The organism is Paenibacillus hubeiensis (genome assembly GCF_032334105.1).
GTDB classification, from domain to species: domain Bacteria; phylum Bacillota; class Bacilli; order Paenibacillales; family Paenibacillaceae; genus Paenibacillus; species Paenibacillus hubeiensis.
This window is the reverse complement of sequence record NZ_JAVYAE020000008.1, coordinates 221,869-246,379: the sequence shown is the minus strand read 5'-3', so window position 1 is coordinate 246,379 and position 24,511 is coordinate 221,869. Positions and strand designations below refer to the sequence as shown.

The following is a 24,511-nucleotide window of genomic DNA, read 5'->3' as shown; positions in this document are numbered from 1 at the left end:
TGAAAGAAATAGGTCCATCATGGAGAGGGGAATATCGAAATGGCCGCAACGAAAAAACAAGCACAGGATGTCATGCGCCTTCCGGCTGAACTGCTGTATCGCGAAGAGATTGAGGCGCTTAAAAAGGAAGACAAGGGAGCGGTTCCGCCAGGGTGGCAGATGTCCCCGCGTGCCGTACTGACCTACATTACCGGTGGCAAAGCCGGCAAAGTGGATATTACGCCCAAGTACATAGGGAACCGAAGACTGGTCGAAATGGCTATCGCAACGCTGGTTACCGACCGTGCGCTGCTGTTGATCGGCGAGCCGGGAACAGCCAAGTCATGGCTGTCGGAGAACCTGTCTGCCGCGGTTTGCGGCAATTCGGGACTCGTCGTTCAAGGGACGGCGGGCACGACGGAGGAACAAGTGCGCTATTCGTGGAACTACGCGATGCTGCTCGCCAACGGGCCGACACCGGAGGCGCTGGTACGCAGCCCAATCATGCGGGCCATGGAAGACGGCAGCATTGCCCGCTTCGAGGAAATCTCGCGCTGCGCTTCCGAAGTACAGGACGCTTTGATCTCCATTCTGTCCGAAAAGACCGTCTCGGTGCCGGAGCTTGGCAGCGAGACGAGTGCGCGTAAAGGGTTTTCGATTATCGCAACGGCGAATACGCGCGACCGCGGCGTCAACGAAATGTCCGCGGCCCTCAAGCGCCGATTCAACATCATCGTGCTGCCTGCGCCTTCCGATCTTGAAACCGAGCTTTCCATCGTCAAAAAACGGGTAAGCGAAATCGCTGCTTCGTACCAACTGCACGCAGCTCCGCCGGCGGACGAAGCCTTGTTGAAAGTCGTAACCATATTCCGCGAGCTTCGCAGCGGCATGACGCTCGACCGGAAGGAGAAATTAAAGTCTCCGGGCGGCGTTATTTCCACTGCCGAAGCGATCTCGCTGCTTACCAACAGCATGGCGCTGTCCGCCAGTTTCGGCAATGGCGAGCTGTCGGACGAAGATCTGGCTGCGGGTTTGCAGGGGGCCATCGTCAAAGACGATGACAAGGACAAGCTGGTGTGGAAGGAATACCTCGACAACGTCATGAAGAAGCGGGGATCGGAGTGGCGCGGACTGTACCAGGCGTGCAGGGAGTTGAACGAGTGAAGACGATGGAAGACGCACGCGTCTCCGTCTTCGGCGTCCGGCACCTGTCCCCCGGAGGTGCTCGCCATCTGCTGGAATATCTGGATCGGGTCCGTCCGACGGCGGTATTGATTGAAGGTCCTTCGGATGCGACGGACAGGATCGCCGACCTGGTGCATCCATCGACCGTGCCTCCGGTAGCCCTGCTGGCGTTTACGGATGAAATGCCCGTTCGAACAGCGTTATGGCCATTCGCCGTATACTCTCCGGAACTGCAGGCGATGCGTTGGGCTGCCAAAAATGAGGTGCATTGTGAGTTGATCGACCTGCCATCCGGCGCAGCACTGGCGCTGGAAGAGCTGAAACAGAAATCGCTCTTGTCCCGTGGCAGGAATGGCACGACAGAGCAGGATGAAACGGCAGCAAACGAAACGAAGGCAAACGAAGCGACCGATAACGGCGAGGGAGAAATAATAGACGGCGGTACTCGGAATGACAAACAGGCTGGATCCATATACGACCGGATTGCCGATCTGGCAGGCGAGCATGATTACGAAACGTACTGGGAACGCCATTACGAACATAATGCCAACCCGGAAGCATATCGGGATTCGATCCTCGCTTTTTCGGCTGAAATGCGCAGTCTTGGCGAAGAGCGGGAGCGGGCCGAGCAGGCGGAAAAGCACGCGTATAATCATGTGCGCGAAGCATACATGCGGAGGCAAATTCTAAAAACGATCGAAGCAGGACATGATCCCGAGAAGATCGTAGTGGTCTGCGGAGCGTACCATGCATCGGTTTTGGAGCATCCTGCCGGAGGCGCGATGAGTGATGAAGAGCTGGCGGCAATGCCTTCGCGCAGCTCCAAACTGACCCTGATGCCTTATTCATATTATCGGCTTTCCAGTCTGTCGGGGTATGGCGCGGGAAATCATGCTCCGCATTATTTTCAAATGATGTGGGATGCCATGGAGGCGGGATCGCCGGAAGAGTTGCCGAGGTTGTACCTGTCGACGGCTGCCCGTTTGCTTCGGTCATCAGGCACGCACAGGTCCACCGCCGAAGTGATTGAGGCTGTGCGGTTGGCCGAAGGACTGGCTTCGCTTCACGGCGGCAGCATGCCCACGCTCCTTGAGCTGCGCGATGCGGCACAGACGCTTCTCGGTCGAGGCGAGCTGTCGGTGGTAGCCGAGGCGCTGGCCCGCCTCGACATCGGCACGGATATCGGCAGCTTGGCCGAAGGCGTTAGCCAAACGCCGCTTCAGGATGACTTGAACCGTGAGCTCAAGCGGCTTAAGCTCACCAAATACAAGAGCGCGGTGGCCGCGGATTTATCGCTTGACCTTCGCGAGAATCGCCGGGTTTCCTCGCACGAATCGGCGTTTCTTGATCTGAATCGCTCCGTTCTGTTCCACCGCTTGGAACTGTTGGAGATTCCATTCGCAAGAAACAATACCAATGGTGGCGATCGCGCGGTATGGGCCGAGGACTGGGTCATCCAATGGACGCCTGAGGCCGAAATCAGGGTCGTGGAATCCACGCTGCTCGGCGAAACCGTCGAGATTGCATGTGCGCATCGGCTGCGCGAAAAGCTGGAGGCCTGTACGTCTATTGCCGAAGCATCCCGGCTGATTGGCGTATCTGTCCGCTGCGGCATGACCGCGCAAATGGAAGACGGACGCCGCGTCCTGCAGGCGCTGGCTGCGGACAGCCGTGACGTGGCTCAGATCGCGTCCGCTGCGGCAGAGCTGTCGCGTATCATCGCGTATGGCGATATCCGGCGTACGGAAACGGCACCGCTTGTGCCGCTGCTTGAACAGTTGTTCTACCGCGGCTGCCTGTATTTGTCGGATGCGGCAAACTGCAACGACGAAGCAGCATACGCCATGGTCGCCGCTATGAGTGATTTGAACCGGATTGCCCAAGAACACGACGAAGTCGTTGACGTGCCTATGTGGTCGGCCGAATTGAACGAGCTCTCCGAACGGGATGACCGCAATCCCAAGTTATCGGGCTTCGCCTGCGCCCTGCTGCTCGAAAGAGGCGAGATGGATGCGGAGCAGTGCGCGGCCGAAGTTTCGCGGCGGCTTTCTCCGGGCATTCCGTCCGATCTTGGCGCAGGCTGGTTCGAGGGCTTGTCCATGCGGAACCGGTATGCGCTGCTGTCACGCATGAGCCTATGGGAGCAGCTGAACGATTACATCAACTCGTTAAACAACGATGAGTTCAAACGGGCGCTAGTCTTTTTGCGCCGGGCATTCAGCTCCTTTTCGCCGCACGAAAAAACGATGATTGCCGAAACACTGGGCGAGTTGTGGGGCGTGAACGCGGAACAAGCGGCAGAGGTTTTAACCGGGGATATGAAGGAGGAAGAGGACAAGATGCTGGACGAATTGAACGAATTTGATTTTGGGGACTTTTGACATGACGGATCAGGCGGAAAAAAGACAAGAACACTCCGTTTCCCGCTGGCGGTTGATTCTGGGCGAGGCGGCTCAGGAAAAGCTGGAGGGGTTGACCGGGGAAGAAGCGTTGCAGCTGACCGAAGAAGAAGCGATCATGGATGCCGCCCTGGCCGCCATTTACGATGATACCGACGGCAGTTCACCTGGCAACAGCTCGGGCCGAGGTGCCGGGGGAAGCGGAGCTTCGGGCCGCGGGGCAGGCGGCGGCAGGGGGGCGGTTAATCTGTCCCGTTGGCTAGGCGACGTGCGCAGCCTCTTCTCGGAAGACGTTGTCTCGATCATCCAGAATGACGCGATTGAGCGCCGCGGCTGGAAGCAGCTGTTGTTTGAGCCCGAACTGCTTGCAACGGTCAAACCGGACATTCAGATGGTTGGCACATTGATGGCGCTTAAGGGAAAAATACCGGAAAAGACGAAGGAAACGGCACGTCTGCTCGTACAGGCCGTAGTCGAAGACCTGATGGCACGCATGAAGGAAGACATGCGGCGGGCCGTGACAGGCGCACTGAACAAGCGCCAGCATACCCCTCTCCCTTCGCTCAGCGGACTGGACTGGAAACGGACGATCCAGCGCAACCTGAAGCATTATGACCGTGAACGCAGCATTCTCGTTCCCGAAAAATTTTATTATTTCGACCGGGCACGACGAAATAAGGAATGGACCGTCATCCTCGACATTGACCAGAGCGGTTCGATGGCCGAATCGGTCATCTGGGCCTCGGTGACGGGAGCGGTTTTTGCAAGCATGCCCGCGCTGGATACCCGGGTCGTTGTATTTGATACGGAAGTGGTCGATCTGACGGAACAGTGCGCCAATGATCCTGTAGATATGTTGTTCGGTATTCAGCTCGGCGGAGGAACCGATATTAACAAATCTGTCGCGTATTGCGAGCCCTTTATTGAGGACCCGAAAAAAACGCTGTTCATTCTGGTCACCGACTTGTATGAGGGCGGCAACCAATCCGCTTTGGTGCGCCGCATGCGTGAAATGCGGGAATCCGGCGTGCGGACGTTGTGCCTGCTGGCACTGTCGGATCGCGGACGGCCATTCTATGACGAACGGTTGGCGAAGCAGCTCTCCCGTGACGGCACACCGTGTTTTGCTTGTACGCCCGGCATGCTTCCTGAACTGGTGGCAGGAGCGTTACAGGGCCGCGATATGAGCGAATTGGCGAAGAAATTGAGCTCTGAAAAAGGTTAAGCGGGATGGTGCATATGGGATCAGCCAGGGTGACTGGCTGGTCCTTTTTGCTAACGTTTGTTTTGGCTTGTCTCATCCCCTAACTGCATCATCAAATAGAGGACGACGCAGAAAATGAATGATTGACATTTCGTTCCATTCAAAGGTATATTATTTGTGCAAACGTTTGCAATAATAAGGGGTTTGAAATGTGCGATTACTTTAGAATTCCTTGGTTTAAGCAGGTTGATCGCACGAAAATTCATTGAAATTTGAACAAACGTTTGCGCAATAACAAAAAAGGAAAAAGATCATCGCATTTCTTATGAAGGATGAACCGTGATTGCAAAAGGCGACCTAGCTCCATTGGCACGGATTGCGGGGATCGACAGAAAGGAGGGAAGATGGAACAGAACGGTTATGGAGCAAGGGAATAATGACCTGACCGCAAAGGCATATCATGCATATGCCGACTGTAGGACTGTTTAGGGTGAATTTTGCAAAGGATCAGATCAAGGGAGGTAAAACATGAAGTTTGTACGCAAGCTTGGTGCCATTCTTATGACATTACCGCTTGTATTTACAATACAGACATCGGCTGTTTTCGCTGAAATATCCGCAACCCACGTATATCACAATCATATGCCGAATTTCTGGGCTTACTATGACACGTCCACATACCATTCGGCCCCGGTGGGTTCTCCCATCCGTTATACGTATGACGGGCAGGTCGTCGACTTGAAAAACAATCCTCCAGCCAATTATCCGTATCATTTGCCCAGTGGAGCACCCATGCCGCATGATGATCTGGTAGCTTATTACACGCACCATGCCAAAACGGGAGCTTACTTGTCCTGGCCCTGGCAGGTGGCAAGCGACTTGAAAAACCTTCATCCTGCCGCGGGCATGCAGGTTACCATGTCAGGGTCGCTGCTCAATAACGTGAACAGTTTTATGTACACCAATAATGTAAACGGTTACAATAATGTGAATTGGGGCGCTCCCTGGAAAAATGCATACAACAATCTCAAAACAACCAACGGGGAGCGAACGATGGACCTCGTTCATTTCTCCGGGCACCATTCGATGGGACCGCTGGCGGGCAACGAATATTTGCTCAAGGATTTGATTTACCAGAATGCAGTGATGGCACAGCCTTTCTTTCTGGGGGATTCGTTTAAATCCTCGAAAGGATTTTTCCCGACCGAGCTTGGCTTCTCGGAACGGATCATCCCGGTGCTCGACAAACTCGGCATCGAGTGGTCGGTCATCGGCAACAACCATTTCTCCCGTACATTGAAGGATTACCCGCTGTTGAACGATCCCGGCAAAGATACGATGATCTCGCCACCGAACCGGGCCGGCCTGCAGAACACCAGCGACGTTGGGTCTTGGGTATCCTCGCCTATGTTTAACGAAAAGCAGGTGGTCTACAACAAATATCCGTTTGCTTCCACGCCGCATTGGGTTCGGCATGTCAATCCGGAGACGGGTGAGGAGAGCCGAGTCGTAGGCATTCCCGTTGCCCAGGCCGAGTCGTGGGAAGAAGGATATCAAGGATCGGCCAAGGCGGATGCGCTTAAACCGTTCGAAGGTTTGGTCGACCAGAAGCAGTTCTTTGTCATCGCCCATGACGGAGACAACTCTTCGGGACGCGCAGGCTCCGAGGAAACATGGAGAAACGCGGCTAACGTGACCTATGCGCAGTCTGGTGTGAAGGGAGAGAGCATTAACGAGTATTTGCGCACAAATACGCCTGACGAGGAAGACGTAGTCCATGTTCAGGACGGCTCATGGATTGATACGCGAGACTCGTCTTCCGATCCGACCTGGTATCACTGGCGTCTACCGTTTGGTATTTGGAAGGGTCAGTTTGATGCTTTTAATCAAGCCACAGGCCTTGATCTGAAGCCTAAAGAGAATCTGGACGGCGTGGAAGAAGGCATGACGGTGTCGTTCGAATATGGATACCACTATCTGGAGCGTAACTTCGCTCTGGAGCAGGCTGCCCTCAATTACGCCAAAACCGCGGAACAGATATGGCTTGACAGCCACCCCAACCATTGGCAGCCAACGACGGCGCTTGATCACGAAATTACGTATGAGGGCAATCAGTTGAATCCATGGATGATGGCATATCCGGTCAAAGGAGACCCGGCCAACGATTACAGCGGCGGTGCCAATCCTGCCGAACTGAGCTGGTATTTTCTGCTGCCCGGGCTGGATTCCGGTTTCGGATATTACGACGAAAATGTCGATGACGGCGTGAAACCGACGCTCTCCTTCAACCAGTCGCTGTTTTTTTCCAAGCCCTATGTGAACAGCCAGCTGGCGGAGGATCGAACCGGCCCTTCGGTCTGGTGGCCGCAGCGTTATCCGTATAACCCGGGCAGCGCAAACGTCAGCAAAGCCGAAGGATGGACGCTGCACTATTTTGACAATACGTTCGGCATCTATACGTACGCTTATGATGTCAGCGGAATCCAGGATATCAAGGTAAAGGTACGCACGCATCGGGACAAAGAGGCGGATGCCCGGGATAATACGTTCCGCGTATACGATCCGGCGGGACTTCAAGCCGAAGGCGTGCCGAACATCGATCCGGACAAAGTCAGCGGGTGGACGGAATACCCGATGAACAAGCGGGATCTACAACCGGATATCAACGGCGTTGCCTGGCAGCCGAGCAGCACCGATATGTTCAAGCGAGTGCCTGCACAAGAAATCGGCGACCTGTACTACACGTATTTTAACGAGTTCCGGGATCAACTGGTGGACTATTACGTCGAAGCCGTGGATGAGAACGGAAACGTGACGCGCAGCGAGATTCAGACCGTTTACGTCGGCGCAGGCAAGTACAGCAAGAACGCTGCCGGGAAAATCGTGGAGGATGCCGCAGGAAATATCGAGGGCACACATCCTTTCCTTGTTGTGGACACGACGCCGCCGGCTGCACCAACAGGGATTCACGCGTCCCGGGTTACGGATCGCAGCATTACTCTGGAGTGGGAAGTGCCCGAAGATGACGTCGGCGTGGAGTCATACGATATTTTCCGTGACGGGATCAAGGCCGGCAGTTCCGGAACTGCGAGCTTTACCGACACCGGTCTCACGTCCGAAACGGATTATGAGTACACCGTGAAGGCCATAGACAAGGCCAATAACAGCTCGGAATTCAGCAAACCGTTAAAAGTGAGAACGTTGGAAGCCGACACGCAGCCGCCAACCGCTCCTGCCAACGTGACGGTGAAGGCTGTTACCGCATCGTCCGTAGCGCTGGAATGGGACGCCAGCAGCGACAATTACGGCGTGGCCCGTTACGACATTTACCGTGATGGAATTAAAGTGGGAGATAGCGCAAGCACTTCGTTTATGGATGCTGCGCTTTCGCCGGCAACCAGTTACACCTATACGATTCAGGCCGTCGATGCTGCCGGCAACAAGTCTCCCGTCAGTTTACCGGTAACGGCCCAGACGGAGGATGGAAACGTGGTTACGGTTTATTACAAGCAGGGATATGCCACTCCATACATTCATTATCGCCCTGCTGGCGGAACATGGACGTCTCCTCCCGGTGTGCAAATGCCTGCGGCCGAAATCACCGGCTATAACAAAATGACCATCGATGTAGGCTCGGCGGACGGACTGGAGGCCGTATTTAACAATGGCAGCGGCACATGGGACAACAATGGCGGGAAAAACTACATGTTCCCCTTAGGCACAAGCACATACAGCAATGGCAAAATAACGCCCGGTGCCCCTCAGGTGGACGCGACAGCGCCAAGCGTGCCGACAGGGCTCGCAGCTTCCTCTACCACGCCCCATTCCGTGACGCTGTCATGGAATGCGTCGACGGACAATGTCGGCGTGGTCGGTTATGAGATTTTTCGTGACGGAACGAAGGTAGGGAGCAGCGAAGCGACCAGTTACACCGATCAAGGGCTGCAACCTTCAACGACGTACCGATATAAGTTGATTGCCTATGATGCTGCCTCCAATCGTTCGGAAGCCAGCGAAGAACAGGGCGTTACGACGGATGAAGCTCCGCAGGGCAATAGCGTAACCATCTATTATAAGCAAGGATACGCGAATCCAAATATTCATTATCGCCCTGCAGGAGGGACGTGGACGACACCTCCCGGCGTAGCCATGACGGCGGCGGAGGTTCCCGGTTACTATAAAATCACGATTGACGTAGGAGCCGCATCGGGATTGGAGGCCGTGTTCAACAACGGCAGCGGCACATGGGACAACAATGGTGGGAAAAACTATATGTTCCCGCTTGGCAATAGTACCTACCATTCGGGGAACATTACTCCGGGTGTGCCGTCCGGAGCACAGACGGCTTACGGGACGATCCCGTTCGAGAATCCCTTGGCTTTGGCAGATCAAACAGAGGTATGGCGTTTGCACAGCCGGAAGAGTGCGTAGAGGCGGTAAAGAAGCAGCGTTTTGATAAACGAGCCGTTTTTGACTTCAAGACGCTATATCAAGTAAGAACCTTTGCTCATCGTCAGGGTGAGCAGAGGTTCTTTGTGCCTGTCGGTTGACAAATAATGTTGTAACCGATATAGTTACATTATAAAGTTTGAACATAATATGATTATATAAACCGCAAAAAACAAACACATGTTAACGGAGAGGCAGAACCAATCTGGAGAAGCAAAGCGTTCTAAAAGCTTTCTGAAAGAAAGCTGCATCGGAAGCATAGGCTTATCACCGGATTTTCCCTTAGAAAAGGGGAATCCCAAAAATCTGGGGATAACAGCGATCGGAAGATGGTACTGCACTCGCAGTGCCCTAGTGAAAATGATTAGTGCGGTTTATATAGTATATTCCATCCCAAACGTTAAAGGAGAGATCATGATGAACATCGGAATTATCGGAGCAACGGGCAAAGCCGGCAACTTCATTTTGGAGGAAGCCAAAGCAAGAGGGCATGAAGTCACCGCAATCGTGCGTGATGCATCCAAGCTGCAGGACAAAAGCGTGAACGCATTGGAGAAGGATGTGTTCAGCCTGACTTCCGAAGATGCCCAACGTTTTGACGTGATCGTCAACGCGTTTGGTGCGCCTGCTGGCAAAGAGCATATGCATGTAGAAGTGGGACAAGCCTTGATTCAAATTTTGAAAAGCGCGCCAAACACCCGGTTGATCGTTGTCGGCGGTGCGGGCAGCCTGTTCACGGACGAGTCCAAGACGCAGCGTCTTGTCGATTCCCCGGGATTCCCGGAAGCATATAAAGCGACCGCGTCGAACCAAACGCAAAACCTCCAGGATCTGCAAGCTTCCACAGGCATCCAATGGACGTTTCTGAGCCCGGCAGGCTTCTTTAATCCGAAAGGCGCTCGCACTGGCAAATACCAGGCAGGCCATGACGTTATCATGGTTAATAGCGAAGGCAACAGCTATATCAGCTATGCTGACTATGCAATCGCTCTGGTGGATGAGATCGAGAATGCGAAACATGTTAACGAGCGCTTCACCGTAGTCGGCGAAGTAAAGTAAAGTAAAGTAAAGTAGTAAAGTACATCCAGCTTTATATAATCAAACAGCCTTGGTTCGGGTATTCGAGCCAAGGCTGTTTGATTCATCGAAAGATCAAACATATGGTGCATCTGCTTTTTAGTCAATGAAGCCTTCCAGCATGATGGTCGGCATCATGTTGGATTGCCATGCTCCCTTGCCGTATCCGCCATTGTAGCCCGGAGTGGCTTGCGGCTCCCAATAAAACACCCCTTTGCCTTTGCCGTTAGGAAGGTTGCGGAATTGGTTTTTCATGGCGGCAACGAAGCTTTTGCCTGCGGCAGGCTGATTGTTGTCCATGCCGATTTCGGATACGATGATTTCTTTGCCGTAACGGTTGATCAGGTCTTTGGCGTTGTTCACGGCATTGGTTACTGCAGTATTCCAGCCGGAAGCGGATGGGTACAGGGACATGGCGATCATATCGAAGTTGGCGCCATTGCTGACCAGCCCGCCGATGTTCCAGACGTACAAGGCATTGTCATCCCCGCCGGCGAGGTGAACGATCGTTTTGGTGTTGGCGCTCATGGATTTGACGGCATTATGGCCGGTATTGACAAGCCAGGCGTAGTTTTTCATGTTCACCGACGCTTTGCCGTCTTCCCACAGCATGCCATTGCTCGTTTCGTTTCCGATCTGCACCCAGTCGGGTGTCACGCCTTTGCTCTGCATGGCCGTCATGACCTCGCGCGTATAATTCCATACGGCATCCATCAATTGCTGGAACGTGTAGTTTTTCCACGCGGCAGGTTTGGTTTGCTGGCCCGGATCGGCCCATGAATCGCTATAGTGCAGGGTGAGCATCACGCTCATGCCTGCGTTTTTGGCACGTTGGGCCAGCGCTGCGGCGCGATCTTTGTTCAGGTACCCGTTTCCGTAATCATTCGAAGGATTCACGAAAACGCGGATACGAACCGAGTTGATTTGATAGTCGTTTTTGAGGATATCGATAATGTCGCGCTGCACGCCGTTTTTATCTTTCCACTTATACCCTTGTGCTTCCATCCCCGGAACCCAACTGATGTCGGCCCCTTTGGCAAAGCTTGGCGCTGCATCGGCATGCTGGCTGGCAGGCAGCCCGATCGAGGTGAACAGCAAAGCAAAGACCAATACGATGGATATTTTGTAACCCCTTACAAATCTCGGCATTCAAATATTCCTCCCTGAATATTAGGATGAGTTGCACCCTCATTATAGTTGCCTAGGGGCATCTGCCTACAGGGTCCATTTCCAATATTTTGGTTGTTTTTGCAACAAGCTTGCGCTGGCACGCGTTCTCGGACATGAAAAAAGACCGTCCGAAGACGGTCTTTCTACCCGTGGCGCTATGTGAAGCCTTGATCCGTATCCCGCGCCTTCAACCATTCAACTTAATTTGAACGGCTGAATCGGGTAAGGGACACGTTCAACATGGAATAACTAATGTTGACGCACCTCCTTTCCTTGTGAGACGAGTATACATCACGGGCGCTTAAAATGCCAGCACTTTTTTGCTTTTTTTTTACAATCGCGCAAAATTTTATTTCTCGGTCTGGAACATCGTCATGTCTCGTGCAAAATGACTCTTCGTGCCGTTGTCGTTGCGAATTCGTACGCTTTCGTCGCTGATGCGTTCCACGATGCCGCGGCCCACCTCGCAATATACGCCTGCGGGATCTTCCTGCCATGCCGTTACCGTACACTGGGAAAGCGCAGCCGCAAAAAATTCTATATTTTTATGCAATGTTCTGGGTTTGTTGGATTTCATGTTAAACTCCTTCTTATATATAGATGCGATATGAATTCGGAGGATTTCCGAATAAAAAAATGCCGGCTCAAGCGATTCTGTACATCACTTTACCTTGTCTGCCTCCCTTTGTAAAGGGATGGAAAAAGTCACCGAGATGCGGTATGATTTACGTAAATTTTACACTGATTTTACACTGCGATGACGCTTGCTGCCAATCACGAATAGTACAATTATAACAAGTACATGTAACATTGATGGATATGCAACACATTCGGAGGCCAGACATGCAAAGAGATATCAAAACAGGCAATTATGTAAACCGCGATTTAAGCTGGGTCGAGTTTAATCGGCGCGTGCTGCAGGAGGCACAGGATCCTGAAACGCCTTTACTGGAACGATTGAGGTTTTTGGGAATCGTCGCCAGCAACCTGGACGAGTTCATGAGTGTCAGGGTAGCGGAAACGAAGGAAAAGATCAAGGCCGGGTTTACGCAAAAGGATTTTACGGGGTATACGCCTTCCGGTCTGTATCGGCGATTGATCAAGCGCATTGGTGGAATGGTATCCGAACAATACAAAACCTATCGTGAATTGATTCGTCTGCTTGCCAAAAAAGGCGTCGTTCTTCAGGAATATGATGACTTGAATGTGACGCAGCAGCGCGCCATGGATCAATATTATCATGACATCATTTTTCCAGTGTTAACCCCAATGGCAGTGGACCAAAGCCGTCCATTCCCGCTGGTGCATCATAAATCGGTGTATTTGTCGGTGCTTCTTCAGAAGGAAGAGGAGAGTGAGGGCGAGCCCTTATTCGCGATTATTCAGGTTCCTTCCAATCTGCCGAGGGTCATTCAAGTGCCGCTGCGTGCAAACAGCAAAAAGAAAACGTTCATTCTGATCGAAGATCTGATCAAGCATCATATGACGACGCTGTTCAGCGGGTTCATTCCGCTGGCAGTGCAGGAGTTCCGGGTCACCCGCAACGCGGATCTTTCCATTAATGAAGAAGAAGCTGAGGATCTGCTCGAAGCGATTGAGAAAGAATTGCGGCGCAGACGCCGGGGGGCACCCGTCCGACTCGAAATCTGCACGGATTTCCGGCCGGACGCATTGGCCGAGCTGCAGGAGGAGTTTGAGATCGAGGACCCGGTATTCGAAATCGATGGACCGCTCGATCTCAGCTTCCTCTCGGGGTTCGTGGACAGCATTGAGGGCTTTAGCCATCTGAAGTATAGTCCCGTGCAGCCGATCTATCCGCCGGAATTTTTGCCGCGGGAGAGCCATTTCGAGTTGCTGCGCAAGCGGGATGTGCTGGTCTATCACCCGTACGAGTCGTTTGAACCGGTCACCGACTTCGTCGTTGAAGCATCGGAAGATCCAAGAGTGATGGCGATCAAGATGACGCTGTACCGGGTAAACGGCGATTCTCGCCTGATTCCGGCCTTGGCCCATGCTGCAGAGAGCGGCAAACAGGTGACGGTCGTGGTTGAACTGAAGGCACGCTTCGATGAGGAGCGGAACATTGCCTGGGCCCGCAAGTTGGAGAAGGCAGGCTGCCACGTCGTGTACGGGCTTGTCGGTTTGAAAACCCATGCCAAGATCATTCTGGTCGTGCGCAGGGAGCAAAACGGCTTGCGTCGTTACGTGCACGTGGGGACGGGGAATTACAACGAGAGTACGGCGAAAGTATATACGGACGTAGGGCTGTTCACCTCCAACCCGGTCATCGGGGAAGATGCCTCCGAGTTGTTCAACGAGATTACCGGATATTCCGGGCCCAAATCGATGAAAGCTTTCCGCGTGGCACCTGACGGCATGAAAGATGAATTGTTTGCTTTGATCCGCAGGGAGAAGGAGCATGCTCTAAAAGGGCGTCCGGCACGGATCATCGCCAAGATCAACTCGCTGTCGCACCAGGATATGATCGACGAGCTCTATTTGGCCTCCCAGGCCGGCGTGCAGATTGATCTGATCGTCCGAGGCGTATGCTGTCTGCGTCCCGGCGTCGAGGGATTGAGCGAAAACATTCGCGTCATCAGCATTGTGGATCGGTTCCTGGAACACTCCAGATTGTTCTACTTTGAAAATAACCGGAATCCGGATGTGTATATATCCAGCGCCGACTGGATGACGCGCAACCTGCAGCGCCGGATCGAGCTGATGTGTCCCGTATTCGATCCGGATTTGAAGCGGATGCTTGTGGAAATTTTGAATTTGTCGCTCAGAGACAACGTGAAGGCGAGAAAGCTCTTGCCTAGCGGCAATTACGTGTTTGTGCAAAACGAAGAACCCCCGCTGAGAAGTCAGACGGAGGCGATGGGCATCATTCCTTGGAAGCCGGAAGAATCGAATATGCTGACGTGATTTTCCATGCGTCTTCCAGATCCTTCATGGCATCTTCCAAACCTTTCAATTCGAGTAACGGCTCGGCTGTACAGGTGAAATTCATCTGCAGCGAGCCGTTTTTTTGCGTTGCCGTCATGGACGATATACGCCCGGCACGATGAATGACTTGGGCTGCTTGCACGATGGAGCCAAGATGGTGTGCATGGTGATCGTCCGATGCAAGCAAGATGTCCTTGTGTTTTTGCAGCAGTTGATTCGTTCTTTTCTTCGGATGATAGTCGGCGACCAATGCGGATAACACGGTTTCCCGGTGTGAAAGTCCGTAAATGCCGGCATTCATGATCCAATATGCAGAGTGCTGGCTGTATCGGAAGTAATTGATCTGTTTGCCGGCGCCATGCAGCATCGAGGCCACGTACAAAATGCGGTCATCTTCGGGCGACGGCTCCTTGCCGTATAAAGCACGGTACAGGGTAAGAGAGTCCTCGTATACGCGTTTCAGCCGATCGGTTGGCATAGCTGGACCGAAATGAAGGAAATTGCGGACACTATCTTCCAGTGCCGTCGGCGCCAAGGGATAGAATGGAGCCAGCAAATCGCGTAAAATTCCGTCGCGCAAGCCCGCTCCGCTGACGACGTAACGGTCTCCTTGAATCAGTTCGAATACCGTGCGCAAAATGATGATGCCAGGCACGATGATATCGGCCCGGTCTTTGGCCAATCCCGGGATCTTTTTACGCTGGGCCGAGGTCAGCTGCGGCATGGACTCATACATGGCATCCATCGCCGCAGCGCTAATCTCGTAATGATGCGTGACCGGCAACGAATATTGCGTCCGCTTCTGCTCCATTTTGGCAAGTGTACGCATGGTACCTCCCAAGCCGATCAGGGGAAGTCCGGCGTATTGGCTTATCCATTCCTGCCCGCTGAGGGCCTGGACGATTTCGCTGCGCAGGCTTTCGATATGGCTTTCCGTCCAGCGGTCTTCATTCCCATAGCGGGCATGCGAGTTCACGGCACCGATGGGCAAAGAGATGCTATGCAGCCGTTCCCGATTGCGGAAAACGGTAATTTCCGTGCTGCCTCCCCCGATATCGACGACGTACCCGTCGTTCAGGCCAATCGACTGGATCACTCCGAGAAAACCGTAATAAGCTTCACGGTCTCCGGATACGCATTCGATTTCAAGCCCGGTTCCCTCCTCCAGCCACCCGATGATCTGATCGGCGTTAGCTGCATTCCGAATGGCTGCCGTAGCGGCTGCGTGAATTCTGCTCGTGCGAAATGCGTCACACGTTGCCTTGAATTGCTGCAGTACAGTCATGGCGGTGTCCAATGAAGAACGCAAAATCCGTCCATCTTTTTCAACCACGCTGCTTAATCTTGCCGCATATTTATCCTCATGAATGATTCGATAAGCGCCTTCTGCATCCATCTCATAGATGACGAGGCGAATGGAGTTGGAGCCGATGTCGATAATGCCGAGAGTTCCTTTTTGATTCATACTTATCTCCTTCTACGCAGGGTGATCTATCCAAACTGCAACAGTGCGGCCATCGCTCCGGACGAATCCGGAAGCGGGGAGAAGGGTGTTGTCAGCATGACAACAACGATGAACGTGATAAAACAAGCGAACAAAATACAGCTTACGGCGAATCCGCGGTTCCGCTTTTGGATGAACAGCCGTACTCCCGTAACAAAAAGCAGCACGGTGACAGCCAAGAGCACAATAAACATGGCGACATAGGCGATGCCGTACAATGACTTGAAAAACGATTCCATAATGAACGCTCCTTCGGTCCTCTTATTGATCCTATTACCCATATATTCTTAAGTAGCATATTACAGATTAAAGCGTTTGAAAAGCAACGTGACGCAGGCGGCGAACAAACTGCACTTGACCTTCGGACAAACAAGCCCATAAGGGAACGGCCCCCAAGGAAATGGGTCCTGGCCTTGGACAAACATCCAAGAATGGGAGGTTTCTGCTGAGTATGTATAAGGAAGGACCATTGTTCACGAAAGGAGATCAATCATGTCGAGACAACTTGCAAGCAAATGGTTGAAAACAGAAACGCTGTTGAAGTATCCGGCTGCTGCTGCGCACATCCCCCGAACCGTAGCGTTCAATGCCCCGAATTTGCGACAGATGCTCCGAACGTATGGAATGGTATACGTGAAACCGATCGTGGGGGCAGGGGGCTACGGCGTCATTCGGGTGTCCGCACACGGGGGCGTATACCGTTATAAATATAAGAGAACGACACGTTCTTATTCAAGCTACAAAAGGATGTACCGTTCGCTTTTGCGGGTAAAGGCTAAACGAAAATATTTGATTCAACAGGGTATTCACCTCGCTACCATTCATGGAAGAGCCGTGGACTACAGGGTGAAGGTCGTCAAAACCGAGCGTGGATGGACGTTTCGTTCCATGGTGGGCCGATGGGCCCGGCGCGGCCTGTGCGTGACCAATCTGAGCAGGGGTGGAACTATGCTAAATGGAAGAACGGCTTTGAAGCACTCCTTGCCGCATGTGTCCACTGCACGAAAACGGCGGGAAATGCGCTCGCTTACACTGACTTGTACCCAAATCATGGAGAGCCGCTTTCCAGGAATAGGAGAGCTTGGATTTGACTACGGCCTGGATTATTCAGGGAAAATATGGATTTTGGAAGTGAACACCAGACCCCAATAAAACGCATGAAAAGCTTAAACAAATCCGAATGCCAGCCGATAATAAAAGAAAGCAGGTCAGGATCAGGTCAGGTTTAATCCGCGGTGCATAGGGTAATAAGACGTATCGGCCTGTAAAACTATGAATCATGCAAAAAATATTTTTTAATATATCGCCTACCGTTATATCCACAAATCCTGTGCATAAATTCTGTCCACATTATCCACGTTGGATAGTCAACATTCTTGCCATTTATCAACAAACTATGCACAGGATTTCCACAAATTGTTGTGGATAACAGAACGCTTGTTCTCTTTATGGATCTCTGATATGATAGTTTCGAGGAAAAAAAAGGAAAGGTTGTGGGTGGAAATGGCTATGTTATCCGATGAGATGTTATTGGATTCTTACCATCAAGCGATTGAGCTCAATCTCGAGAGAGATTTCATCGCCCTGCTCTTGGCTGAAATCCATAAGCGCAAACTGGATACCAATGCTTCTGCCATTCTTCACTAAAGAACTCCTCACTGCAGGCAAGGCTACAGGTTTCCGGATATGTCCCATAGAGGTTCGGACCATAACGTACGGGTCTGGCAATGGTCGCAGTACAGCACATGTATGCAACCGCTTCCTGCCTCCTCCGCATCGCCGGTAGAAGTGATGCCGGAAGTATAGGGGCTGTAAGGACCGGTGTAATCGTCCAATTTGCCGCATTCCGACAGCCCCTGAAGGCAGTGGGGACAAGCCTGCGCCGGAACAATAAGGCCATTACAAAGCGGGCATATATAAGACAAGGGTATCCCTCCTGAAGGATAAGATCGTTGTTCAGGAGTAAGATACCCTTTTTTGTGTCTTTTATGAAGGGGCTTGGCAGCCGATTAACGCTTCATGTTGCTGCTGTGTCCCGGAGACAATTTCGCATCCGGATCAAAGTATACTTTGGCATTGTTGACGGCGGTAGGCGCTTCTCCGAAACCTACGGCGATCAGCTTCAGCTTGCCCGGGTAGGTCGTAATGTCGCCGGCAGCGAAAATGCCAGGAATAGACGTTTCCATCCGGGAATCCACGACGATGGAATTGTTTTCGATGGCGATTCCCCATTCGGAGATCGGTCCAAGCGAGGAAACGAATCCAAAGTTGACAATAACGTCATCGACTTCAATCTCTTGTGTTTCTTTGGTTTTGACATGGGACAGCGTGACTTTGGTAATGCGGTCGTCACCGTGAATTTCCGAAATTTCGGTCGGCGTCACGACATTGACTTTCGAATTCATCAGGTTTTCGACACTATGCTCATGCGCACGGAATTTATCCCGCCGATGAACGAGCGTCACTTGCTCGGCAATCGGCTCAAGCATCAGCGCCCAGTCTACCGCAGAGTCGCCGCCGCCGCTGATCAGCACTTTTTTGCCGGCAAACGCGTTCAGATCGCTAATGAAATAATGAAGGTTCGTTTTTTCGAACTTGTCCGCGCCTTCGAGTTCCAGGCGGCGAGGTTCGAATGCGCCGACGCCCGCAGTAATAATGACGGCTTGGGCATGGTATTCGTTTGCATCGGTTTTGACGATGAAGTGGCGCTCGTCCTTTTTCTCGACCGAAACGACTTTTTCCTCCAGACGAATATTCGGGTTGAAGTGGCTCATCTGCTCGATCAGATTATTTACCAGTTCCTGTGCAGTCACTTTCGGGAATCCGGCAACATCATAGATGTATTTCTCCGGATAGAGTGCGGCCAGCTGTCCGCCCAATTGCGGCATGCTCTCTACCAGCGTAACGGACGCTTGGCGCATTCCGCCATAGAACGCAGCGAACAATCCCGCAGGTCCACCGCCGATAATAAGCAAATCGGTCATCTCATGACCGTTCGTTTGTGCAGTCAACAATCAACAACACCTTTCTAGTTTATATAGGTAGTTACCGAAAAAAAATGGACGGATCGAACCGTATCCGTACGCGTAACTGAATATCCTTCTCAATTATAAACGTTGAAAACGGGGTTGCAAAGTTGCGTATTCGCTGAATATGGGAATAATTGATGAAGATCCGGTGAGAAAAGGATGAAATTGGAAATGAAAGGTTATGAAAAGTGGCAAAAAAGCCTTGATATTTACTAGGATTACAGCTATTCTTGTCCTGTACTATGTGTTTTTTTGTCAGAATCCTTTCCTTTTTGGCGGAGGAGGACAGCATCCATACTTTAGGCATACATGTGTCCAATTTCACAGTTGAATTGCGTTGCAATGAGCGTGCGGCCCTCCAACGGGACAAATATAGATTCGAAACGATTCTTTCATATTATGCATGCGATTCCACCGAACGTTTAACACGGATGCATTCCGCAAGCGGAGTTTGGATGAATGTAGAACGTAAAACGTAAAACGATTTCCTAAAAACCATCAAACTTTTTCGACTTTACATTTGTTGTCATAATGGATAAGACCTGTTCAATAGTTGTAAGTAAATGCAAGTTGCAGCCATTCAGACATATGGTGGATGCAAGCGAAACCGGAAGGGGTAAAGACATGAGCAGCATTCCCAAGATCGTCATCCTCGGGGCAGGGTATGGCGGAGTATTGACGGCCCAGAGGCTGCAGAAAGAACTGAACTATAATGAAGCCGACGTCACTTTGGTGAATCGGCATGATTATCATTATATTACGACTCACCTACATATGCCGGCAGCAGGCACGGATACGATCGAAAATTCGCGGGTGTCGATTTCGAAGCTGATTGACGAGTTCAAAATCGACTTGGTCAAATCTTCCGTCAAGGAAATCAGACTTCAAGATCGCAAGGTCATTCTGGAAGACGGCACACTTTCCTATGATTATTTGATTATCGCGCTTGGCGGGGAACCCGAGACGTTTGGCATTCCGGGCATGCAGGAACATGCGATGACCATTCGCAGCATCAATTCGGTCAGATTGATTCGGGAGCATATCGAATATCAGTTTGCATTATATAAAAGCGACAATAAAGCTAGCCGGATCCAATTTGTCGTCGGCGGGGCAGGATTCAGCGGCATCGAATTTGTAGCAGAGCTTGCCGATCGCATTCCGAAATTATGCAAGGAGTTCGACGTGAATCCCAAAAAAGTGCGCATCTACAATGTGGAGGCTGCCCCGTCGGCGCTGCCGGGCTTTGATCCCGAACTGGTTGAACATGCCATGGGCGTGCTGAAGAAAAAAGGCGTCACTTTCAAAATCGGCGTTCCGATCAAACAATGTTTGCCGGATGGCGTCATTGTGGGCGAAGGGGAAAAAATCGAAGCTGCAACCGTGGTATGGACCGGCGGCATTCGTGGCAATGGATTGTTGGAGCAGGCCGGACTGGAAGTGATGCGGGGCCGCGTGAAGGTGGACGAATTTTTGCGTGCGCCCGGACATGAGCACGTTTATGTCATCGGCGACAATTCGATCGTATTTAACCCTGAAGGCAGACCGTATCCGCCTACGGCCCAGATCGCAATGCAGCAAGGCGTCAACTGTGCCAAAAACATCGTGGCCGACATTCGCGGCAAAGCGCCGCAGTCTTTTGCATTTGCCAGCAAAGGTACGGTAGCTTCGCTTGGAAAAGGAGAAGCCATCGCCGTGGTCAACGGCAAGAAATACAAGGGCTGGAAGGCGGCTCAGTTGAAAAAGCTGGTGGATCTTCGTTATCTGTTCATTATTGGAGGCATTCCTCTCGTGCTGAAGAAAGGACGGTTTTTTGGATGAGACATTGCAGTGTTCAGGTTCGGGGATTGCTGACGCGTGATGAGCTTGACCGGTACAACGATCTGATGAAGGTCGGCGGCTATCTGGAGGACCAAAATCAGTACGACCTCGCCTACATCGTGCAAAAAGAGGTCGACATTCTTATTTTGCCTGCCATCGAGCGATTGAAGGAGAAGAGCCGGGACAGGGACCGTGCTACAGCCGAATTTTTGGAATCGTTGAAAGCGGTAGACGCCGAAGATGAATAGCATAGAAAGAAAGCACCGATCAGGCATCCGGGGATGGATGTTGCTCGGTGCTTTTTGGTCTTGCTTTGCGCCTTGGACCGGACGAGCGCTGCTACAGCTTCAGCATGTCTTCCATCGAGCTTTCGTTCAGCAAGCTTCCCACATAAAAGGAACCAAACTCGCCGTAGCGGGCGCTGACTTCGTCGAAACGCATTTCGTACACGAGCTTCTTGAATTGGAGCGCATCGTCCGCGAAGAGCGTAACGCCCCATTCCCAGTCGTCGAAACCGACGGAACCCGTGATGATCTGTTTTACTTTGCCGGCATAACTGCGGCCGATCAGGCCGTGGCTGCGCATCAATGAACGGCGCTCGTCCATGGACAGCATGTACCAGTTGTCGGCCAGGTCCCGTTTTTTGTTCATTGGATAGAAGCAAATGTATTGTTTTTGAGGCAATACCGGTTTGAGGCGAGCGACGATTTCCGGATTTTGCATCGGGTCTCCACCGTCTTTGCCCAGGTAGTTGCTGAGCTCGACCACGCTTACATAGGAGTAGGCTTTGGTTGTATATTGGGCAAACATCGTTTTGTTGAACGCGTTCTCGACGGCTTTCAGATCTTCCAGCGTCTCGCGCAGATGCATCATGACGAAATCGGCTTTTTGCCCGACGATGGTGTATACCGCAGTGCTTCCTTTGGAGGATTCCTCAACGTCCTTCCACTCTTTCCAAAATTCCTGCAGCTCGTCCAGCGCTACGGCGCGTTCCTCATCGTCGGCTGCTTTCCAGGCTGCCCAGTTAATCGACCGAAAATCGTGCAGGGCATACCAGCCCTCCAGCGTTGATGCTGCTTCGTTCATTGACTTGTTCCTCCTGAGGTTTATATTTTCCGAATCCCGCGAACGGGACGGGTTAGTGACAATACCGTTTTCATTGTATCCCAATCGGAAGCGGAAGGGCAAATGATTCGCGGCAAACAAAAGGGGATTTTATCCAGAAAGTTCGTTGCTTCGCCACATTTTTTACGGTAAACTAACTACGAACCGGAAGAGATGCCCAAGAGCGGAAGGAAGAGGTGAACGTCGCCCGATGCAGTTTATCCCTGTGCTGGTGCTGATGGTTTTGTTTTTTGTAATGATGTTTGGTATCGGTTTCATTTTGAATATGTTAATGAAAACGACATGGTTTCCTTCCTATCTATTCGTGATCGTGATTTTGCCTGTCGTGGTTTATTCGCTATGGGATCATGCGAGCACCCTCATGTCTCATCTGGCTTCATTCCAGATCGTTGACTATCTCACGGGTGTGGCCGGCCTGGCCGGAGCCGTCATCAGCGGCTGGGCTATTCGGAAACTCAGGCTTGGCGGTTACAAAATGTTTTGAAACAGACAGCAGTTGGTTTGATGCAACAGCCGTTAAATAAGGGGAGCCTTGTGCCTTCTTTTCCGCTTTTTGCGGAATGGGGCGAGAACAGGGTTTCTTTTTTTATGTCCAAAAAAGGAATGTTGCTGCAATTAGGCTGCATAGCATAGGGAAACAAGCGTATTTTCCATAAAGATCCTCTATTTCTCAATAGTTTCACTTGTATTTCGGTGCCGCAGCTTTTATAGTATTCTAGCAACTTTGCGAAAACGTGAATGCTGTCGACCTAGGACGAAACGGAGCGAGAACGGACCTTTTTTTCGCCTGTTTTTGGGCATTTGAGGATCGGGCATTTGTGATAGAATAGATAAACAAACTTTTGGGGAGAAGGAGATACTGGCCATGCGCATGAACAATTTGCTGCATTTTACCGAACATCACCGCTATTGCGTATACAGGGAGTTTGGGCTTAGCGCCCTGGACGACCGTATGCTGACAGGGGCTTACCAGCCTATGGTAGGTGCATTTGCGATTGGTCTTTATCGGCTGCTATTCCAGCATCTCCCCGGAGAACAGGTCGGATATTCACCTCTGGAGCAGCAGCGCAGGCTGTTTATGACGTTGGGGCTTGAGCCTAGCGAAAAAGGGCGTAAATATTTGGCGGAGCAAGCGTCCAAACTGGAAGCAGTAGGGCTCCTTCAGACTTCGCGTTTGTATATTCCGGAAAACGACGATTACATCTACGAATACGAGCTGCAGGCACCGCTGTCTCCGGCTGAATTTTTCAGGACCCAGCATCTGACGCTGCTGCTTCGCGACAAAATCGGCAAATTCGCCGTTCTGTCCCTTCGTGCCGGTTTTTCTGCCCTGGAGAGCGGCGAGGCGCCATATCCGGCAGCGGCGAACAAGGAAAACATTTCGGTTCCGTTTTACGAGATTTTCGAGCTGAACACCCATGTGATCGATTATGAGCTGGAGCAGGCGCTGTCCGAGGTGTCGACGTCGGCTCAGCGTGGGGTCGCGAAGATTGGCATGGAAGAACCGACATTGAATTATGCCGACATCATTTTGCGTTTTCCGCGCGAGTCGGCGAATCGCCGCCATGTGGAAAAGCTTCGTTTTGACCATGAGCAGCTGGGCAGCGTCAACTACGTGGTGAACAAATTCAATCTCAGCGTGCAGGACGTATGCCGTTTGCTGGACGAAGACGATATCTTTACGCCGCAGGGCGAACTGCTGCTGGACGAGCTGCAGCGCAATGCAAGTCTGTTGTCGCGGCAAACGAAACGGCGCCGGGACCAACAGACCGTGCAGGCGGCGAAAGTGGTTGCGCTAAGGCAGACTATGGATGAATCGGCGCAGCAGGCGGATGCGGAACCGCCCGTGGAGCATGTGGTGCAGATGGAGTATTACGTCGAGGTGCCTCCGCAGTTTGCGAGCAAATGCGACATTCATCAGTACAACATGATGCTGCGCAACGAGCCGTATACCCGGCTGCTGCAGACCTTTTTCCCCGGGGCTGTGCCGGACAACCTGATCGACATCTTCGAGAAAATCGATCTCAGCTACAAATTGCCGGGCGAAGTCATTAACGTGCTCATTCATTATTTGATGGCATTGATGGTTTCCGGCAGCGAGCAGCGGATCAACCGCAATTTCGTCGAAGCGATCGCGTCCAACATGCTGCTCAAACAAGTCAACACGTACGAGAAGGCCGTTCAGTATATACGTGACCAATCCAAGGTCAAAGGCAAGCAGGCTGCCGGTGCAGCCGGAACACGCACGCGTACATACGGCAAGGGCACCAAACCTAAACCGGAAATTCCGATCGTACAGGATGCCGTGGCGGACAGCGACGCCATATCCGAGGAAGAGTTCGAGGAAATGATGCGGTTCGCGCAGCAGATGCAGGCCAGCAAACAGCAAGGGACATCATAGATTGGGAAATGGTTAGGCGAGGGCGTTATGCAAGAGGGACATAGCGGGCTAAGATTACGCAAAGGGCAGTGCCTGGATGCGAATGCTAAGCGCTGAAGCTTAACGCAGAAAGCTTACGCGGAGGGCTAACGCAAAAACGCTTAACGCTAACAGCTAACGCAGACGCAGAACGTCAACACTTAACGCTAAACGCTTAGCGCACAACGCTAACGTTTAACCGCATAA

The 24,511-nt window shown here is 52.0% G+C and carries 19 protein-coding genes; 12 read left to right on the top strand and 7 right to left on the bottom strand.

Annotated elements, in window-relative coordinates; all coding sequences use genetic code 11:
• Nucleotides 1–39: 39 nt before the first annotated feature.
• The 5 genes from RSX24_RS20565 to RSX24_RS20545 all read left to right on the top strand — a co-directional run bounded on the left by RSX24_RS20565 (nt 40) and on the right by RSX24_RS20545 (nt 10,275).
• Nucleotides 40–1,143 carry an AAA family ATPase gene (locus tag RSX24_RS20565; protein WP_236414662.1) on the top strand — a complete coding sequence of 368 codons (1,104 nt, stop codon included), beginning with the start codon at nt 40–42 and terminating at the stop codon, nt 1,141–1,143.
• A gap of 5 nt (nt 1,144–1,148) precedes the next feature.
• A complete protein-coding gene (locus RSX24_RS20560) occupies nt 1,149–3,545 on the top strand; it encodes a DUF5682 family protein (protein ID WP_343261688.1) in 2,397 nt (798 codons plus the stop codon).
• Nucleotide 3,546: 1 nt separating this feature from the next.
• Nucleotides 3,547–4,788: a VWA domain-containing protein gene (locus RSX24_RS20555; RefSeq protein ID WP_236414660.1), complete on the top strand. Its 1,242-nt coding sequence runs from the start codon at nt 3,547–3,549 to the stop codon at nt 4,786–4,788.
• A gap of 507 nt (nt 4,789–5,295) precedes the next feature.
• Nucleotides 5,296–9,198, top strand: coding sequence for a carbohydrate binding domain-containing protein (locus tag RSX24_RS20550; protein ID WP_343261669.1), 3,903 nt, complete (start codon nt 5,296–5,298; stop codon nt 9,196–9,198).
• A gap of 435 nt (nt 9,199–9,633) precedes the next feature.
• Nucleotides 9,634–10,275 (top strand): NAD(P)-dependent oxidoreductase, encoded by a 642-nt coding sequence (locus RSX24_RS20545; protein WP_343261687.1) that lies wholly within the window; start codon nt 9,634–9,636, stop codon nt 10,273–10,275.
• A 117-nt stretch (nt 10,276–10,392) separates the two neighbouring features.
• On the opposite strand, the gene RSX24_RS20540 is transcribed toward RSX24_RS20545, so the two are convergent.
• Nucleotides 10,393–11,442, bottom strand: a complete 1,050-nt coding sequence (locus RSX24_RS20540) for a glycoside hydrolase family 53 protein (RefSeq protein ID WP_343261668.1) — start codon at nt 11,440–11,442, stop codon at nt 10,393–10,395.
• Nucleotides 11,443–11,812: 370 nt separating this feature from the next.
• The gene (locus RSX24_RS20535) at nt 11,813–12,040 is read right to left on the bottom strand and encodes a hypothetical protein (protein WP_236414653.1); all 228 of its coding nucleotides are present in this window, start codon (nt 12,038–12,040) and stop codon (nt 11,813–11,815) included.
• 266 nt (nt 12,041–12,306) lie between these two features.
• Between RSX24_RS20535 and ppk1 the strand changes: the two genes are divergently transcribed.
• Nucleotides 12,307–14,388, top strand: a complete 2,082-nt coding sequence (ppk1, locus tag RSX24_RS20530) for a polyphosphate kinase 1 (RefSeq protein WP_236414651.1) — start codon at nt 12,307–12,309, stop codon at nt 14,386–14,388.
• Here ppk1 and RSX24_RS20525 read toward each other — a convergent pair.
• Entirely contained in the window at nt 14,348–15,874 is a 1,527-nt protein-coding gene (locus RSX24_RS20525; RefSeq protein WP_343261667.1) for a Ppx/GppA phosphatase family protein, read from the bottom strand. The genes ppk1 and RSX24_RS20525 overlap by 41 nt on opposite strands.
• Nucleotides 15,875–15,900: 26 nt before the next feature.
• Nucleotides 15,901–16,152, bottom strand: coding sequence for a hypothetical protein (locus RSX24_RS20520; protein ID WP_236414646.1), 252 nt, complete (start codon nt 16,150–16,152; stop codon nt 15,901–15,903).
• A 250-nt stretch (nt 16,153–16,402) separates the two neighbouring features.
• Between RSX24_RS20520 and RSX24_RS20515 the strand changes: the two genes are divergently transcribed.
• Together RSX24_RS20515 and RSX24_RS20510 are read left to right on the top strand one after the other, a co-directional pair.
• Complete coding sequence (locus RSX24_RS20515) at nt 16,403–17,065, top strand: YheC/YheD family protein (protein ID WP_343261686.1); 663 nt, start codon at nt 16,403–16,405, stop codon at nt 17,063–17,065.
• Nucleotides 17,066–17,416: 351 nt separating this feature from the next.
• Nucleotides 17,417–17,560, top strand: coding sequence for a sporulation histidine kinase inhibitor Sda (locus RSX24_RS20510; protein ID WP_236414644.1), 144 nt, complete (start codon nt 17,417–17,419; stop codon nt 17,558–17,560).
• A 23-nt stretch (nt 17,561–17,583) separates the two neighbouring features.
• Here RSX24_RS20510 and RSX24_RS20505 read toward each other — a convergent pair whose 3' ends face one another.
• Both RSX24_RS20505 and RSX24_RS20500 read right to left on the bottom strand, forming a co-directional pair.
• A complete protein-coding gene (locus RSX24_RS20505) occupies nt 17,584–17,838 on the bottom strand; it encodes a hypothetical protein (RefSeq protein ID WP_236414642.1) in 255 nt (84 codons plus the stop codon).
• Nucleotides 17,839–17,922: 84 nt separating this feature from the next.
• A complete protein-coding gene (locus tag RSX24_RS20500; RefSeq protein WP_339274453.1) occupies nt 17,923–18,924 on the bottom strand; it encodes an NAD(P)/FAD-dependent oxidoreductase in 1,002 nt (333 codons plus the stop codon).
• Between the two features lie 642 nt (nt 18,925–19,566).
• Between RSX24_RS20500 and RSX24_RS20495 the strand changes: the two genes are divergently transcribed.
• Together RSX24_RS20495 and RSX24_RS20490 are read left to right on the top strand one after the other, a co-directional pair.
• Nucleotides 19,567–20,760 (top strand): NAD(P)/FAD-dependent oxidoreductase, encoded by a 1,194-nt coding sequence (locus RSX24_RS20495; RefSeq protein WP_236414640.1) that lies wholly within the window; start codon nt 19,567–19,569, stop codon nt 20,758–20,760.
• Nucleotides 20,757–21,008: a hypothetical protein gene (locus tag RSX24_RS20490; protein ID WP_236414639.1), complete on the top strand. Its 252-nt coding sequence runs from the start codon at nt 20,757–20,759 to the stop codon at nt 21,006–21,008. The genes RSX24_RS20495 and RSX24_RS20490 overlap by 4 nt, the downstream gene beginning before the upstream one ends.
• A gap of 91 nt (nt 21,009–21,099) precedes the next feature.
• On the opposite strand, the gene hemQ is transcribed toward RSX24_RS20490, so the two are convergent.
• Nucleotides 21,100–21,846 (bottom strand): hydrogen peroxide-dependent heme synthase, encoded by a 747-nt coding sequence (gene hemQ, locus RSX24_RS20485; RefSeq protein WP_236414638.1) that lies wholly within the window; start codon nt 21,844–21,846, stop codon nt 21,100–21,102.
• Nucleotides 21,847–22,075: 229 nt separating this feature from the next.
• Here hemQ and RSX24_RS20480 point away from each other — a divergent pair, with 229 nt between their 5' ends.
• Both RSX24_RS20480 and RSX24_RS20475 read left to right on the top strand, forming a co-directional pair.
• Nucleotides 22,076–22,369 carry a YuiB family protein gene (locus tag RSX24_RS20480; RefSeq protein ID WP_236414637.1) on the top strand — a complete coding sequence of 98 codons (294 nt, stop codon included), beginning with the start codon at nt 22,076–22,078 and terminating at the stop codon, nt 22,367–22,369.
• Between the two features lie 381 nt (nt 22,370–22,750).
• The gene (locus RSX24_RS20475; protein ID WP_236414636.1) at nt 22,751–24,286 is read left to right on the top strand and encodes a replication initiation and membrane attachment family protein; all 1,536 of its coding nucleotides are present in this window, start codon (nt 22,751–22,753) and stop codon (nt 24,284–24,286) included.
• The last annotated feature ends 225 nt before the right edge of the window (nt 24,287–24,511 follow it).